Source organism: Polyangium jinanense (genome assembly GCF_028435265.1).
Classification (GTDB): Bacteria; Myxococcota_A; Polyangia; order Polyangiales; family Polyangiaceae; genus Polyangium; species Polyangium jinanense.
The window spans coordinates 37,790-52,873 of sequence record NZ_JAGTJK010000031.1 but is presented as its reverse complement, the minus strand read 5'-3'; the positions used below and the strand labels follow the sequence as shown (position 1 = coordinate 52,873).

The 15,084-nt window shown below is 68.9% G+C and carries 9 protein-coding genes; all 9 read right to left on the bottom strand.

The genetic code is table 11. From position 1 onward, the window contains the following. Positions 1-21: 21 nt before the first annotated feature. Entirely contained in the window at positions 22-3,405 is a 3,384-nt protein-coding gene (locus KEG38_RS55765) for a Zn-binding domain-containing protein (RefSeq protein WP_272425140.1), read from the bottom strand. Continuing rightward, positions 3,402-5,813 carry a hypothetical protein gene (locus KEG38_RS37075; protein WP_272425139.1) on the bottom strand — a complete coding sequence of 804 codons (2,412 nt, stop codon included), beginning with the start codon at positions 5,811-5,813 and terminating at the stop codon, positions 3,402-3,404. Before KEG38_RS37075 ends, KEG38_RS55765 begins: the two co-directional genes overlap by 4 nt. A 15-nt stretch (positions 5,814-5,828) precedes the next feature. Further along, positions 5,829-9,047, bottom strand: coding sequence for a tubulin-like doman-containing protein (locus tag KEG38_RS37070; protein ID WP_272425138.1), 3,219 nt, complete (start codon positions 9,045-9,047; stop codon positions 5,829-5,831). Positions 9,048-9,192: 145 nt separating this feature from the next. Then, positions 9,193-9,522, bottom strand: coding sequence for a hypothetical protein (locus KEG38_RS37065; RefSeq protein ID WP_272425137.1), 330 nt, complete (start codon positions 9,520-9,522; stop codon positions 9,193-9,195). Positions 9,523-9,558: 36 nt separating this feature from the next. Then, complete coding sequence (locus tag KEG38_RS37060) at positions 9,559-9,864, bottom strand: hypothetical protein (RefSeq protein ID WP_272425136.1); 306 nt, start codon at positions 9,862-9,864, stop codon at positions 9,559-9,561. 672 nt (positions 9,865-10,536) lie between these two features. Beyond that, entirely contained in the window at positions 10,537-11,640 is a 1,104-nt protein-coding gene (locus tag KEG38_RS37055; protein ID WP_272425135.1) for a sigma-70 family RNA polymerase sigma factor, read from the bottom strand. Positions 11,641-11,643: 3 nt separating this feature from the next. Further along, entirely contained in the window at positions 11,644-12,582 is a 939-nt protein-coding gene (locus tag KEG38_RS37050) for a hypothetical protein (protein ID WP_272425134.1), read from the bottom strand. A gap of 220 nt (positions 12,583-12,802) precedes the next feature. Then, on the bottom strand, positions 12,803-13,927 hold the full coding sequence (locus tag KEG38_RS37045) for a tetratricopeptide repeat protein (RefSeq protein WP_272425133.1): 1,125 nt from the start codon (positions 13,925-13,927) through the stop codon (positions 12,803-12,805). Between the two features lie 471 nt (positions 13,928-14,398). After that, positions 14,399-15,010, bottom strand: a complete 612-nt coding sequence (locus KEG38_RS37040) for a hypothetical protein (RefSeq protein WP_272425132.1) — start codon at positions 15,008-15,010, stop codon at positions 14,399-14,401. Positions 15,011-15,084: the final 74 nt, after the last annotated feature.

The window sequence follows — 15,084 nt, the reverse complement described above, 5'->3', positions numbered from 1 at the left end:
CGCAAGGATAACCGAAACGCGTCAGCCTCGGCCGAGGATCTTTCCAAGGAGCTCCCTCCCCCCCCGCTTGTCGAGCTTCGTCTCCTCCCCGGGCGCCGCGTGGCATTGCAGAATTTGCAAGCACGAGGGGCACCCCTCGGCCGCGGCGCAACGCGCCGGGCAACGCTCGACGATGGCCAGGGCAAACCCACAGGCCACGCGCAGGACGTCGAGCGTCACCGCCTCGGAGAAACCCACGCCTCCAGGGTGCGCGTCGACGAACGCGATCGCGGCCGTCTCCGCAGCGCCGAAGCGCGCGGCGCGCACGATGAGCAGGTCCTCCTCGCGGCACCACACGAACGCAGGCAAGGTGACGCGGAAGAGGTGCACGAGCGCGTGCAGCGTGCCCTCGGTGATCGCGCCGAACGAGGCCTCGGGCAGCGCGAGGACCGCCGCCTTTGTCGCATAACGGTGAAGGAGCGGCTCGGCATAGAGGGTCACGTCGCGCGGCTTTCCATCGGGGCCGTGGCGGCGCAAGCCAAGGCTGCGTTCCTCGACCTCGACGAGCCTGCGCTCGAAGACGAACTGCGCGCCGCCGAGCGATCGGAGTGGCTCGGCGCGGCGCTCGGCGCGCTCCCCTTCCCTGCTGTCCTTTTGCGGGGCTTCTTTGCGGCGCTCGATCGGGGTGACGGAGACTTCGCGAATGGGGCTCGTGATGAGCAGGCGCTCCTCGCGCTCGCACGCGACGCGGCCCGCCGCGAGGCCGTCCTGCTCGGAGGCGGGTTTGACCACGTATCGGCCGCCGCGAAAGACGAAGATACGGCCGGGATACGCGGCCGAGAGCATACGCGCGCGCTCGACGCCGTAGAGGACCTCGCCCGTGTGGCGATCGACGAGCCGCGCAGGCTCGGCCGCGACGTCGAAGCAAAGCGTTGGATGTGCCTCGCCGGCCGCGGAGATTCGCGGGACTTCGCGGCGCTCGCCGGTCTCGGGATCGAGGACGGTGTGCACGGTGCGCGTGAGGCGCGTCGGCTCGGTGGAGGCGTTTTCCGCTGGGGAAAGCTCGCTTTGCACGATGGGGCGCGAGAAGTCCGCGGCGAGCTCGTCCTCGCTCCACGAGGCCTCGACGAGCGCCGCCCGGAGGTGCGCGCGTTGAATGGACTCGGCGAGCGGATCGACGACGAGCGCACAGCCGAGGTCGAGGTCGGGGTGGCGGAAATGCGGGCGCTCGGCCGCGAGGAGCGAGGAGAATGGGTCGGAATCGGGCTGCCAGAGGACGAGGACTTTCCGCTCGAGATCCGTCTGCGCAATGGCTTCGGCTTGCAGCTCGCCGGGGGATTGCGGGGTTTCAGGTTGGTCTGGAGAAACCTCTTTGGGCTCGGGCTTCGGGGGCGCGATGGCCTTGCCGACGCGCTCGCCGGCGCCGAGGGCGGCGACGCGCGCTTCGGGGACGGTGGCGGCGCGGAAGCCGACGTGGGCGGCGAGGATCGGGCTCTTTCCGTACGTCGCAGCGCGGACGCGGGCAATGACGACTTCTGCCTCGGAGAGGGCGCGCGAGAGCTCGTGGCGCTCCTCGGCGAAGGCGCGGCCGCGCGTGGCGACGTCGCGGCCGAGGGTCCATTCGTTGGCCCGCGCGACGTCGGCCCGCGAGAGGACGTCGTCATACCCGAAGAGCTCCGCGGAAAAACCCTGCGCGAGCGATTCGCCGAGCGCGCGTACGGCGGGGTGCACGTCGGCCTGCGCGCGCGGGCGCGGGGGGAGGAAATACGAGACGATCGGGGGGCGTGGGGCGCCGTCGACCTCGGGGCCGAGCACGAGCATGGGGCGACCGACGAGGCGCTCGCCGAGCTGGCCGAGGTCACGGAAGGAAGGATCGGCCGTGCAGAGGAAACGAATGCGCTCGCCGCGTTCGAAAGAGCGCGCGGAGGCGCGGGCGGAGGCGCGGCGGAGGCGGCGGAGCAGCAAGGCGAGGTGTGCGCCGGGAGCGCCGTGCCATTCTTCGAGGTCCGGGAGGACGACGAGGCCCAAGGCCCCGAGGAATCCGGACCATTCTTTTTGCCGGCCGCAAAGCTCGCGATGCACGCCTTCGGGATCGGCGAAGACGAGCGAGGGGGACGCGTGCGTCGGATCGGCCGCGCCCGCGCCGGACGCGATGTTCGCGGCATGGACGTTCCATTTCCAGCGCAAAGCCTCGGCGCGCGCGAGGACGCGCCGTTCGGCCACGCACGCGGCCGCGGCGGAGGGCGCGAGCCAAAGGACGTTCTCGGCCTCGACGAGGAGCGCGTAAAAAAGCAGCAGGTCGAGCGTCGTGGTTTTTCCCGAGAGCGGCGGCGTGCAGAGGAGGATGTTTTTCCGATCCTCGAAGGCATCGCAGGCGAGGCCCTGGTGGACGTAGAGGCCCTTTCCGGCGCCGAGCTCGCGCGAGAGATCGTCGAGCAAACGTTTGGCGCGTAAATCGGTGCCGGGCGAGATGCGGGCGGGCTCGACGCCGGGCGTCTCCGGGGGCAAGAGCAAAGGGCCCTGGGCCGCGTGAATGGCCTCGACCAGCGGACGAAGCTCGGGCCTCGGCGCGGGGGGTTCTTCCTTTTTTTCGGGCTCGGGTTTGTCGGGGCTCTTCGTGCGGGTCGCGAGGTTCCGACGGAGGCCATCGAGCGCGATCGCGGAGCCGACCCAGAGCGGCGCCGAAAAATGCCCGGCGAGCGCGGCCGGCAGGGCGAGCGCGGCGAGGCCGGCGAGGGCAAACACGAGCGGGCCTTGCCAGCGCACGAAGCGGGACTCGACGTATTCGACGCTCGTCCAGTGGCCGAGGAGCTTGAAGACGCGGCCGAATCGGTCGTCGGCGAGGGGCGCGCTCTCGACGGGTTTGACCGGGAGCGGGCGGCCCTCGGCGAGGGCCTTGGCGATGGCTTTTTGCTGTTCGAGGCGCTCGCGCGCGAGGACGTCGTCCGGCTTCTGTTCGAGCGAGCCGAGCTCTTCGATCGTGCGCGCGGCCCAGAAGACGAGGCCGAGGTACACGACGACGCCGAGGAGCAAGGCGAGCGGCAAATGCACGGGGCCGGGGAGGACGAATCGCCCGCCCGCGGCGAGGGCAAGGATCTTCCGCAAGGCGTCGTATGCTTCTCGCCCTTCCCCCGGCGCGAGGAGCAAGAGGACGCGCTCCTCGATCAGGAGCATGTCGTAATGGGCGAGCAACGCGTCGACGATCGCCACGACGAGCGAAAGCGCGAAGATGACGAGGCCGGCGAGGGCAAACAGGGGGCCGGTGGAGACGCGGACGGCGCGCAGCTCGAAGCGGGCTTTTGCAAGGGCACCGAGGTAGAGGAGAATGGCGAGCGCGATGGCCATGCCGCCGAGGCTCGTGCGAATGGGTTTGGCCTGGGCGAGGCGGGACAATTCGCCGAGGATCGCGAGGATCGCGTCGATCACGGGTCCTCCGAGCGCGCGAGCGCGAGCGATTCGTGCGGCAGGCCGGTGCGCGCAACGACGAGCAAGATCGAATCTGGATCCGGCGAGAGGGCCCGCACGTCCCAGGCGCCCTCGAAGCCGCCCTCGGCGAGCGCGGCGTCGACGAGCTTGCGCGCCTCGGGCGGCGCAAAGAGGAGGCGGAGCGGCGCAGGCGCCTCGGCCGCGTATTTCGGGGCAAGCTCGAGGCCGGGTGAGAGCTTGAGGAAGAGGCGGCGGAGGAAGCCCTTGGCCGACGATTCGGCGGCCTTGTGCAGCGCGGATTTACCTTCCTCGAAGGGCGAGGTTTTCTCGAAGGATTCAAGCTCGGCGTGGCAAAAGGCGAGGAGATCGTCGTGCGCGGCGAACGGGGCCTCGGTCCACGGATGCTCGGCGAGGCTCTCGCGGAGCCAGCGCTCGGCCGCGGCGCTCGGCTCGGGCGGGCGGATTTCGGCGTAAATGGCGTCGACGTCGTCGGGGCCGACGATGGTCGCGTGGAGGACCGACGAGGAAAGGAGGCCGGGGGGGTTCGGGGGCGCAGCTCCGTCCTCGGAGCGAAGCCCCCGAACGTTGAATAAAAAGAGGTTTCGCTCGCCCTCGTGTTCTTCGCGGTGCAGGGCGCGGTCCGCGGCGGCGAGGGCCGCACGCGTGGCTTCGAGGGCGGTGATGGTCTGCTCGATGCGGCCGAGGAGCTGCGCGAGGACGCGCTGCACCCAGAGAAGGCGCGCGTAATGCAAGCGGCGCTCGTAATGGCCGACGAGATCCTCGCGGATGTGGCGCGCGATCGATTGCGCGAGGTCGTCTCGGGCCTCGCAGGCCCAGTTGTGGTGGCGTTTGCGGTGCTTCCAGAGTCGATAACCCGTCGAATACGCCGAGACGGCGGCGCCGGCGAGGAGCGGGACGGGCGGGGTGAAAAAGGGGCGGAGGCGGCCGTGGGGCAAAGGGGAGACGGCGTCGAAGAAAGGAGGGAATGGAGCGAGCAGGGCGCGATAGGAGGAGACGAGCACGCCCGAGAGCAGGAGCGCGGAGACGAGGCCGAGGGCGGCGCCGAGGACGACCATGCGGCGCGGGCGCGGGCGATAGGAGACGGCTTCCTCCAGCGCGGCGAGTTTTTCCGCGAGCGGCGAGGGCGGGAGCGGTGAGAGCTCGGGCGCCTCGATCGCACGGACGACCTCGTCGAGATACCCCTTCGCGCGGGTGCGTGCGTCCCGTAAAACCAGGAGGGCCCGCGCGTGGCCCGTGGGGCGCTCGGCGACGAGCTCGGCGACGTGTGTCTCGATGGCACGCTCGCCGCCTTCGAGGCGGACCTTGCCGCGCTGTTCGAGGGCGGCCGCGAGTTTGTCCATGCGGAACCGTTCGACCTCGTCCCGGAACGCGCCGATCGTGGCCTCGGCGCGCGCCCGGAAGAGCGAGCCGAATTTGCGTTCGAGGAGCGTCTCGGGATCGTCGTCCCATTCGATCGGGGGGACGTCGATCGTCGGGGGCGCGAGCAAGTCGGCGAGCGGCTCGGCCTCGGCGAGCTCGGTGTCGAGGCGGCTTTGCGTGGGGACGAGTGGCGTGGCGAGGGAGGCGATGTCGAGCGCGGCCGGATCGACAGGGGCGCGGAGGAGCGCGAGGATCTCGCGGCCGAGGCGCGCGGCGGCGATACGCGAGAGCGCCGCGTGATCAAAGGCGAGGCTCGCGCAGGCGAACGTGGCGAAGGTGCCAGGCGGGCCGTCGTCCTCGACGAGGCGGCGCACGCCGCGATCGTCGTCGCGTACCTGCGGCAAGCAGAGCGTCGAGAGGAATGCCGCAAAGGAGCGGACCATCTCGGCACGGGAGAGGAGGTATTTGCCGCTCTGATCCTCGACGAGATAGACGCGGCCGCCGAAGCGCGCGCGGGCCGAGGAAGAGGTTTGTCGGGACAGGTCGGCGAGGGAGGAGGCGGCACGCGCCATGACGGCCCGGTCGCCGGTGCGGGGGCAAAAGAGCAAGGGGCAAACGACGAGGGCGCCGTCGCCCGAGCGCAGGATGGCCGAGAAGGCGCGACGCAGGCCCGAAGCGAGCGCGGCGGCGAGGGGCGCGACGAGGGGCGCGACGGAAGGCTCGCCGAGGTCGGCGACGACGAGGACGTCGCAAAGGGGACCACGCGGGTCGGTCGGGGACGAGGAGCCGAGGTAATGGCCGACGTCGAGGAGCGCGGCGAGGGCGTCCTCGGCGCGTTTCACGATCGGGGAATACGGGTCCTTGGCATTCGGATCGAGGGTCGCGGCGTCGGGTTTGCTTTCTGCACCGACAGCCACGTCGAGCGCGACGAGCGAGGCGCCACGAGCCGCGCGCGCGACGTCACGGCCGAAGGCGCCCACGCCAACGAGCAGCGTGGGACGCCTCGTTCGATCATCGATCACGCGCACGCGCCCCCCAGGGCCTCAGAGCCCTTTTTCCCGGCGGAACACCACGATGCATTCGAGCTCGCGGGCGAGGTGTTCGAGCTCGGGTTTGCCGCCCGCGCCGTCGGCGAGCTTGACCAGGCGCTCGATGTCGGTGACGTGCGCTTCGAGGCGCGAGGCGAGCTCGGCGTGATTGCGGTCTTCCTCGATCCGGAGGAGGTGCGCCGCATAAGCGCGACGCACCCAGGTCTTCTGCGCGTCGATGCGGCCACGATAACTCGTGAATGCCTGGTCGCGGAATTTGCCGAGCTTGCGGCGATCCTCCGGGAGATCCGGGTCCTCGATCCAGTAGACGCCGTCCGCGCGGCGGATGACGCCGAAGCAAACCGCGAGCGTGAAATCACGCATGTCGTCCGTGCGGACCTGCTCCTCGCCGACCTTCTTGCGGACGTGCGAGAGCCGCTCGATCCAGGCGAGCTTGGAGTCGTTCTCGCGCACGCCGTCGATCGAGATGCGGAAGAGGCGCGTGTCCGGCTCCGGCGCGCCTTCCCAATTGCGGTCGATGTGCAGCGGGATCTGCGGGACACCCTTGGGCAACCCCGGGACCTTCGCGCCCTCCGCGAGCTCCTTGTCCTTCACCGCGCGGTAACGGCGCTCGTAATCGGACAAACTCTTCACCGCGTGCAGCGGGCAGCCGAGCCGCGCGAGGTAGAAGATGATCTCGTACGGGTGATCCAAGGCGACGATCTGGCCACGATCGACACGGTGCGTGGCGAGATGCGCGAGGATCGGCCCGAGCGTGCGCTCGTAATCGCCGTGCATGACGACGTACGCCTTGTCCGGCAGGAGCGGCGCGCCCGCGCCGAGCGTCACGAAGGGCGCGCATTTCGCGGCGGCGAATTCGAGCTTGTCCTTGATGTACTTCTGGATCTCGTCCTCGGGCGTGCGGCGCGCCTCCTCGATCCACTGCGGATCGGACGCAGGCGGGAGCGGGCCGCCGCGGCGTTCGAGCCTGCGCGTGGCCGAGACGAGCTGGGCCTCGAAACGAAGTTCTTCGTCGATGCGCAGGCCACGCTCTTCGAGGCCGCCCGCAATGCGGCCGCGCAGCGCGGCGGAGGCGAGCTGGACGAGGTCGTCGATGATGCGGCGCTCGATGTCCTGCTCGGCGCCGCCCTGGCTCGCGACCGCCGCGAGGCGCGAGAGCGCGCCGGAGAGCTGGAGATCACTCGGGCGCACGAGGCGCGCATAAAGGTGATCCCAGAGCCGATGGCCAGTGCGGTGGTCCTGGAGGACCTCGACGTCGAGGACGTAGCGATTCGCATCGCCGCCCTCGTGCCGCCGGCCGCCCGCGGCGACGATACGCGCGGCGCGCTCTTCGAGCCGGCGCTGAATACGATCGACACGCGCGAAGAAATGGAAACTCGACAGCCTCCGACGATCGAGCTCGCGCAGGACGGCCGCGAAATACTCGATCAAGGCATTCGCGCGGATGCGCGCGCGGAGGCCGTCGAGCACGTCGCGATACCAGCCGGCGAAAGAGGCGGCGACCTCGAAGTAATCGTTTTCCCGGCCCGGGAGTTTTTCGAGGAGCGTCTCCGGCGCGGCCGCGGCGAGCTCGTCGACGCGGCGCTTGAAGTCCTCGCCGAGGCGGCCGTCCGAAAGGACGAGGCCTCGCTCGTAGGCCTTGCGCGCGGTCTCCTGCTCAGCCGCGACGGCCTGCCGGAGCAAGGCGTGGAAGTAACGCGCCTCGGTCGGGCCCTTGTCCTTCGCGAGCTCGGTGAGCGAGATCTCGCCGGATTCGGCCGCGACACGTAATGCCGCCTCGCGCGCCCGCTCGCGCGCGGCGTCCTCGCTCTTGCCGACCTGGACCTTGAGCGCGGCGAAGGCCTGCGCGGTCTCGGAGCGGACACGCTCGGGGTCGCGCTCGAACGCCGAAAGCTCGGCTTCGTCCCAGCCGCGAAGCTTGATCGCCTCGTCGATGCGCTTGGCCACGTCCTCACGCGTGCGGCGGAGGAACGCGCCGATCGTGCCCTCGCCGCCGCTGCCGCCACCACGCGCCCACTCGACGGCGCGGCGATACGGCTCGGCGTCCTCGCCGTTGCCTTCGGCCTTGCTTTCGAGGCCGCGGACGAAGGCTTGATCGGCCGCGTCGAGATCGGCGCCGTCGCCGAGCGCCGCGCTGCCTCCGGGGACGGCCGCGAGCAAGAGCTCCGCGCCGAGCTTCAAGGCCGCGTGTTCGAGGACGTCCTCCACGGGCAGGACGAGCGCGCCGATGCCGAAGGAGCCGAACGACTTCGTGAAGCCTTGCTCGTCGAGCTGCATGAGCTCGCGCGTGTCGTTGTCGAGCGTCGAACCCTCGCGATCGAGGATGGAGGTGAAGATCTGCGCGTGCGCGGCGTCGGCGATCGCGGGGTAGACCTCCTGCGAGTCGGCGAGGACGACGCCGCTCTCGGTCTTCTCCTCGACGAGATAGATCTGATCGAACGGGGGCCGGTCGACGAGGACACGCTCGGGGTTGTCCGGGTCGTAGTGGAACTCGACGGGCGCGGCGGGGCCGGCGCTCTGGAGGAGCTCGAGCTCCTGAAGGGCCGCGTAGCCGTTCGACATGATCTTGTCGAACTGGTTGGGCGGGAGGCCCTTGCCGCGGAAAACGTTCGGCAGGACGAACGTGCCGATGATGCGATGTCCACGCTGGCCGCCGAGGAGGCGCCGGACCGTGAGGGCCATGGTGGCGAAGCCGCCGGAGCCGGTGCCGCCGGCGAGGGAGGCATAGACGTGGATCTTGGCGGCCTTGTTGGCGCGGAAGGGGTTGTGGACGTCGTACGCGCGCCGGATCGCCTTCTCCAACGTCTCGAGGATCTTGGCGCGATCGTTTTCGAGGTGGTGGTAGAGCGAAAGGCGGCTCTCGATGCGGATCTGGCCCGCGCCCTTGCCGCGGTGCGCGCGAGGCTGGTACCACGCGGGCCACCACTGCTCGAAGAGAGGATCGGCCTTGGCGTGGAGCTTTCCACGCTTGAGCTCGACGTACTCGGGCTTGTCGAAGTCCGAGAGGACGAACTTGTGGGCCGCGTCGATCCAGACGAGCCGCGCGAGGTCGTCGGCGTCGGTGTCGAACGCGAAGAAGTGAACGAGGTCCTTGTATCGCTCGAACGAGTCTTCCTGCTTCACCTTGCGGGCGAGCTCGTCGACGATGGCGCCTCCCGCGCCCCCGAGACCAATGAAAAATGCGGGGGCGATCTTCTTTTCGCTGAGCGGCATGCGTTTCCCCTCCCCGAGAGCGGGGGCCGAGAAACGTACCAGAGACAGAAGGGCCGTGGAAAGCGGAACGTTTCAGGCCGGAGCGCTCAAGGCGCGGTCGTGAGCCTCGCCATGGTGAGATGCCAGTCGGGACTCCGACACAAGGTTACTTCGCTCGCACGGCGAGCGTCAGGTTGAACGCCAGACGGTGGAACTCCTGACAGACGCGCGTAGCTTCCTTGTCCGTCAGAGCATACCCCCTGAACTCCTTGCGCCCTTCGGGATCGATCGCCTCCTCTTCGACGTACACGCACCCATCGCTCCCGAGCGCGAGGTGCTGGAGGCAGGCCCACCGGAGCAAGCCCTTCGTGCCGTGCTGCGCGCGCTCGTCGGCGGTCAGCGCGTAGCCGATGAACACGCGACGGCCCGGGGGCGGTTCCTCCTCGAATCGGGCATAAATCGCACCATCGCTCGCAAGTACAAGCTCGGTTTCCATGGTCGGCGGCTCGGTCGTCATGATTTTCGCATTCCCTCACAGGGGGATTCGGAGCTGAACGCGATCGGGCAGGGGTGGCGCTTCCTGAGTCCTCGTGATGGCGATAACGCCGGCCTCCTCCAGGCGAAGCAGTGCCGGCACGAGCGTTCCGGAGCCCGACATGTCGCACAGGATGTCACGCAGCCGCGTAAACGAGACGAACCCATCGGCATCCGCCCGCATGCGAGACAGCGCGTAATGGACGACCCCTTCGGCGTATGCCTCGCTCCCGTGCTTGCGGAGCGCGGTCGCGTAGTTCGCGACATAGACGGCGGCGCGCTGGTAGGCCGGGGCCGCGCGCATGATTTCGAGCAAGAGGAGCTCCCCACGTTCGTCGTGACCAACGACGCCCGCCGAGACCCGCGTTGCCCTCGCGGAGCGTGGCGGAGGAAGCGGTGGGAGGCGATCCGAAAGACGCGCCCTGCGAACGCGCTCGCTCCAATCGCACAGCACGGCGCCCGCGATAGCACGGGCGCGGCTCCACACGGAGGGCGGGTCCGCGATGGTATCCCGCGGCGGCTCGGGATGGGCCGCGCTCACGCGGGGTCCGCTCTGCGGCGGAAGCGCTGGACGGTCCATGACCGTCGTTGCTGCGTCGTCGTCGATGTCCCGCAAGGTATCCATGGGCCTCCAAGCCGTAGGACACGACCCCCAGGAGGGGGCGATAAGGGAGGTAATTGCTCGCCCAGAGAACCACTCCCCATCGTCCCCTCCTGGAGGTCGTTGTTTGAAATGGTCGTCGCCCGAAGACGGGGCGCCTTTCACGCGCACCGCTCCCTTTTCGGAACCTGGCCATCCGGTACATGACGCAGTCGGGGTGCGCAGCGAAAGGCGCCCCGTCTACGAGCGACGATCGGACAAATCCGAGCGCGGCGCCGCTGCGTCGCGGCGCCGTGTTCGTCTGAGTCTCGCTTCCTGATAGTGGGACCGGGACCGACCGGATGACGGATCCCGCGAAATTGGTAAGACCTTGTCCTACCTCTCGGCTCCGAAGTCGATCATGGGTTCGAGGTCGTAGCGGTCGTCCGGCACGATGTCCCCCGTGTCGACCCCTTCAACGTCGGCAAAGTCCGTGAGCGGCTCCGATGCCGCTACCTGCGCTGCCACTTGTGTGCCCGCGGCGCTTGCCTTGCGCGGCCTCTTGCCGTCGCGCGCGGCGCCGCGCACCGGCAGCTCGTCGCGCAGCTCGGCGCCGCCGGCCGGCGCGGCGCAGGCCCCCTCGGTGGGCACCGGGAACGCGCGGAGCCACATCATGCAAGCGGCGAGTTCGGGGGGCTGCCGAGCCTGTAGAAGGAGGTACACGGCGACGCCGCCCGCAACGAATGCCGTCACGCGCGACGTCAGCACACGGCGCCACCACGAGAGCGGCGGGGCCGAAGGCGCCGGCGGCGCGCCCATGAAGCCCACGCCGTTCGAGGAGCCGCCTCCGGTCCTCTCCTCCTGACGGCTCGCGAAGAGGAGCGGCACGAGAAGGGAGCCCGGGCGATCCTCGACGCCCCGAGCCCGGAAGCCTTCGAAGCAGCGATCCAGCGTTCGCTGGATGCGAGATTTGACGGTGGGCTCCGGGATGGAAAGCAGCGCGGCGATATCCTTGGTCGACCGCTCGTCGCGGAAGCGCAGTGTCAGCAGCTCCCGCTCCGCGGGGGTCAGCTCCTCGAAGACCTCGGCCAGCGTGCGCACCATCTCCCTGTCGAACGCGTCTCGCTCCGGCGTCTCGCTCTGCGCCGCGGGCTCCTCCACAGCCTCTGTGGAAGCCCAGTCCCCCTTTGCCTTGAAGTACTGGATCGCGATGTTTCGCGCGATCCTCCGAAGCCATGGGCTCAGCGGCTTGGTCGGATCGAAGCTTTCGCTGTACCGAACGGCTGCGCTGAGGACCTCCTGGGTGAGGTCCTCGACGTCCTCGGGAGGAACGCCGAACTTGGCGAGCCATTTCATGATCTTCCCGCGAAACGTCGGGAGCGCGTCGAGCATCGACGTCGTCCTGGATCCTGTCATGCCTCCTAGTAGTGACCCCGGGGGCAAACGGATCCCCACTTTTTTCGCCGGTCGGTTCGGGGAGGCTTCGGCAGGCGGCATCATGTATCAGGAGTCGAAGGGGGGATAACAGCAGAAGGTGACCGCCTGGGCGTCGTCAAGCGTGGCCTCACCGATCGGCTCGCCGCCGCTCGCGAGGCATGCACCGCCGACGTAGTGGAGGTCCGTGATGGCCTTGGCCCCGATGGCTCGGCCGGCAGGATAGATATTGCTGCACTGGTCGCCGTAGGAGGCGAGTGTGTCCCCAGGGAACTCGGACATGCATGACGCATCGTCGTAAAATCGGATGGTAGCGAGGCACGCGCTCCCGACCGGCGGACCGCATTCGCACTTGGTGCATTCCCGGCCATCATTGACGGCCAGCTCGGGATACAGCACGTGCGGACCGTCCTGGTAATTCGTCGGGCATTGCATGTGCTTCCCGGTACGCCACACGCACTGGAGAAAGGGCAGCGGACGATCCGGCGCGCATGCCTTGCCGTCCCCGCAGCGCAGCTCGTCGACGTTTCCGCGGCACGCGATCCAACGCTGTTTCCATCCCGTATCCTTCCAGAACGCGGGGACCGTTTGCGTGGTGACCGCGCAGGCTTCGCTGGTCGGCCCTGGCAATGGGCCCACCGCCACGGACTGCGCGCAGAGCGTCGCGCTTCCCTCCGGGCACGTCGCACCGACGGCGATCCCGTTCACGCTCGTGCAGCTCCCGTCCCAGCCCGACGGCCCCCCGAACGGCAAGGCGGCGGCGTTCGGATCATTGCACGAGCCGGCGCGGAGCTGGATGTCCGTGGGGAGGTCCGTGCAGGTTCCTTCGGACTGCTCGCACTCGCAGATGTCACACGACGCGGGGGGCGCGATCAGCTCTGAAAAACCCACGAATTGCAGCGTCAGATCCGCGGGGCAACTCTGCTCCGGGTCCTTGGCCGACGCAGGCAGCAGGAGATCGGGCCATCGACTCCAGAGCAGCGCATCGGGTCCCTCGGGGAACGGCACGCAGCGACCGGGGCATTCTGGAGGCTCGGCGTCGGCGTCCGACCCCGCATCGGAGTCATCGTCGGGGCAGCGACCACCCGGGTATAGCGGATCTTCGGCGCAACGGTCTGCGGCGTAATGCGGTTCCCCGGTGCATCCCTCGATGGCGACGAGACTACCGCCTAACGTGACCAGAGTGGTGAAGCCCAGCTTGACAAAAAATGAGCGCCGATGGTCCATTTCAAAACTCCCATGTTCCCATTACACTACCACCAATCATGACCGGCGGATGATCCGCTACCGTCTCTTGATCGACAGCCACACGAATTCCACCATTAAGTCCGACAACATCTGCCGCCACACGAATGGCGAATGCGTCACCAATAGGGATCCGAGCCCCTACACGGCCGCCTAACCCCGGTGTGAAGAAGACATAAGACCGTCCCTCGTATCTGGCCTCATCGAAGTCGACGGCGATCAACCCGAGATAACCCGTGGCGCATCCGAAAAGCCACCGCCAGTGGCCGCAAACGCTGAGAAGTCCGCCGGCTGTCATCCCGCTGATCGGCTCGCCAGCGATGCCCGACGTGAGCCACGCAGCACGTGCATCGAGATCAATCGAAAGCACCTCGATCGGCCGCACGCTCCCATGCAGCGCAACGCCCACCGCCGGCGCCCACGTCGCGACCCCCGACACGACTGCGACGCCCCCACCCACCGATCCGCGCTTCGGCTTGGGTCTCTCGTCCCCCGCGACTCCCCCGAAGATCGGCTTCCGCGGCGGGGGCTCGTCCTCCTCGCGCGGAATGTCCGCGGGCCTCGCATCGTCCAGGCCCGGTATCACCTCGCCCTTCCTTCGATGCCTGAAAAGCCGCTCCGGCTTCGTGGGCAGACCATCCGGCCAATGCCACGAGAGCACCGTCGTCGCCTCGCCGCCCTCGGGACAGGTGCGCTCGGCACGGGCAACGCCTCGCTCCTCGGACTTCCCTTCGAGCACATGCTTGCCGGGGGCCACGAACAGCTTGAACTGGACTCCGCCCTCTTTGTGGAATGGCCCGCCGTCGATGGACACAACCGCGTCGCTGAGGTTTCCCTTCACGTACAGCAGACAAACGGTAGGCCGGATCCGCTTGAATACCTTGAAAAACTCCTCCTGTTCCGCGCCGACACCCCCGCCGCGCTCGATAGCTTCCATGAGGTTGCGCGCTCCGCGGGCCGGTTGCCCTGCGGCTACGAGGGTGAGGCCCAACCGCCCCACGACCGTCGCGTCGTTCCGGAGCTTCAATGCCTCGCGATATCCAAGCTCTGCATCCTCCCACCGGCCCTGCTTGCGGGCCGTGTCCGCGAGTTTGACCAGAGCGGACACCGCCGCATTGACAGCCGCGGGATCAGGGGGAGGCGTCGCGTCGGGGCCCGTCGGACGCCCGACCGCCGAGCGCGGCGCGGGCGTGGCCTCGTCGGCGTGGGACGCCGCTGCCGCGAGGAGAGAGCCCGAGAGGGCAGCAACCAGGACCAACCAGCGCGCCATTTGCCGCGCATCGTACACGGATCGGCTGCGCCGGGGCAACACACCTCGATTCGACGCCCCGGCGTGGACGCACCACCCCGGCCACGTCCAGACGCCCTCCCACTGGTTCGCGTCGTCTCGTCGACGTCCGCATTGCGCGCGGCCTCCACCGAAAGCGCGGTCGATAGAATGAACGCCGACGCGGCGCCGTGCTGTCTTTTGTGGGAGACCAACGCTGCCGACGCCGCGTCAGCTTTCGAGGCGCCTCGTACTGCGGACAAACCCGAATGTCAAGACCACAAACATGGCTCCCGCGACGAACTCCCGGGATCACACGCGCGTAGCTCGTCGAAGCATCACGCGCTCGACAGGCAGGACGGCGGCGGTAGGCAGGCCAAGCGCGGCGAGCGCTTCCGCCCGCGCGCCCCGCTCACTGGCACGCGTCAAGCTCGCGTATTGCTCCGGCGTGATGGCTCCGCGCACGCGCTCCAGCTCCTCGACAAAGGCGTTGTCGTACGCTCGGAGCGGGGCAGGATCGCCGTCGCGGAGCGCGGCCCGGAGCGTCCCTTGCCAGTGCTGGCGCAGCGCGCGCCATGTCGCGGGGTCGAGGTGATGCTGTTCGAGGATGCTCGGCTCCGGCGCGGGATCGAGTGCAAGGGCGGCGTCGAGCCGGGCATAGCGTTCGAGGGGGAAGGCGTCGAGCGGGAGCGGCGTGGGCACCATGGCGGCAGAAACCGCGGGCGCAGGGCCAGGGATGGATGCGGGGAGCGGCTCCGAAGCGGGAACGTCCGCGACAGGGCTGACGAGCTGCGGCGGCGGGATCGCGGACGGCGCACGGGGAGCATGTTCGAGGACGGGCGGCGGTAGCAGCTCCGTCGGGATCAGGATGACGCCCTCCGGGATCGGCACGGGAGGCGCCGGCTTTGGAGGCGGGAGGAACATCGTGGGGGCGGCGTTCCAATAATCGGGCGCTGGGACCCACGTGAGCCACGGCGACGCGTCGGGCTCAGGTTCCG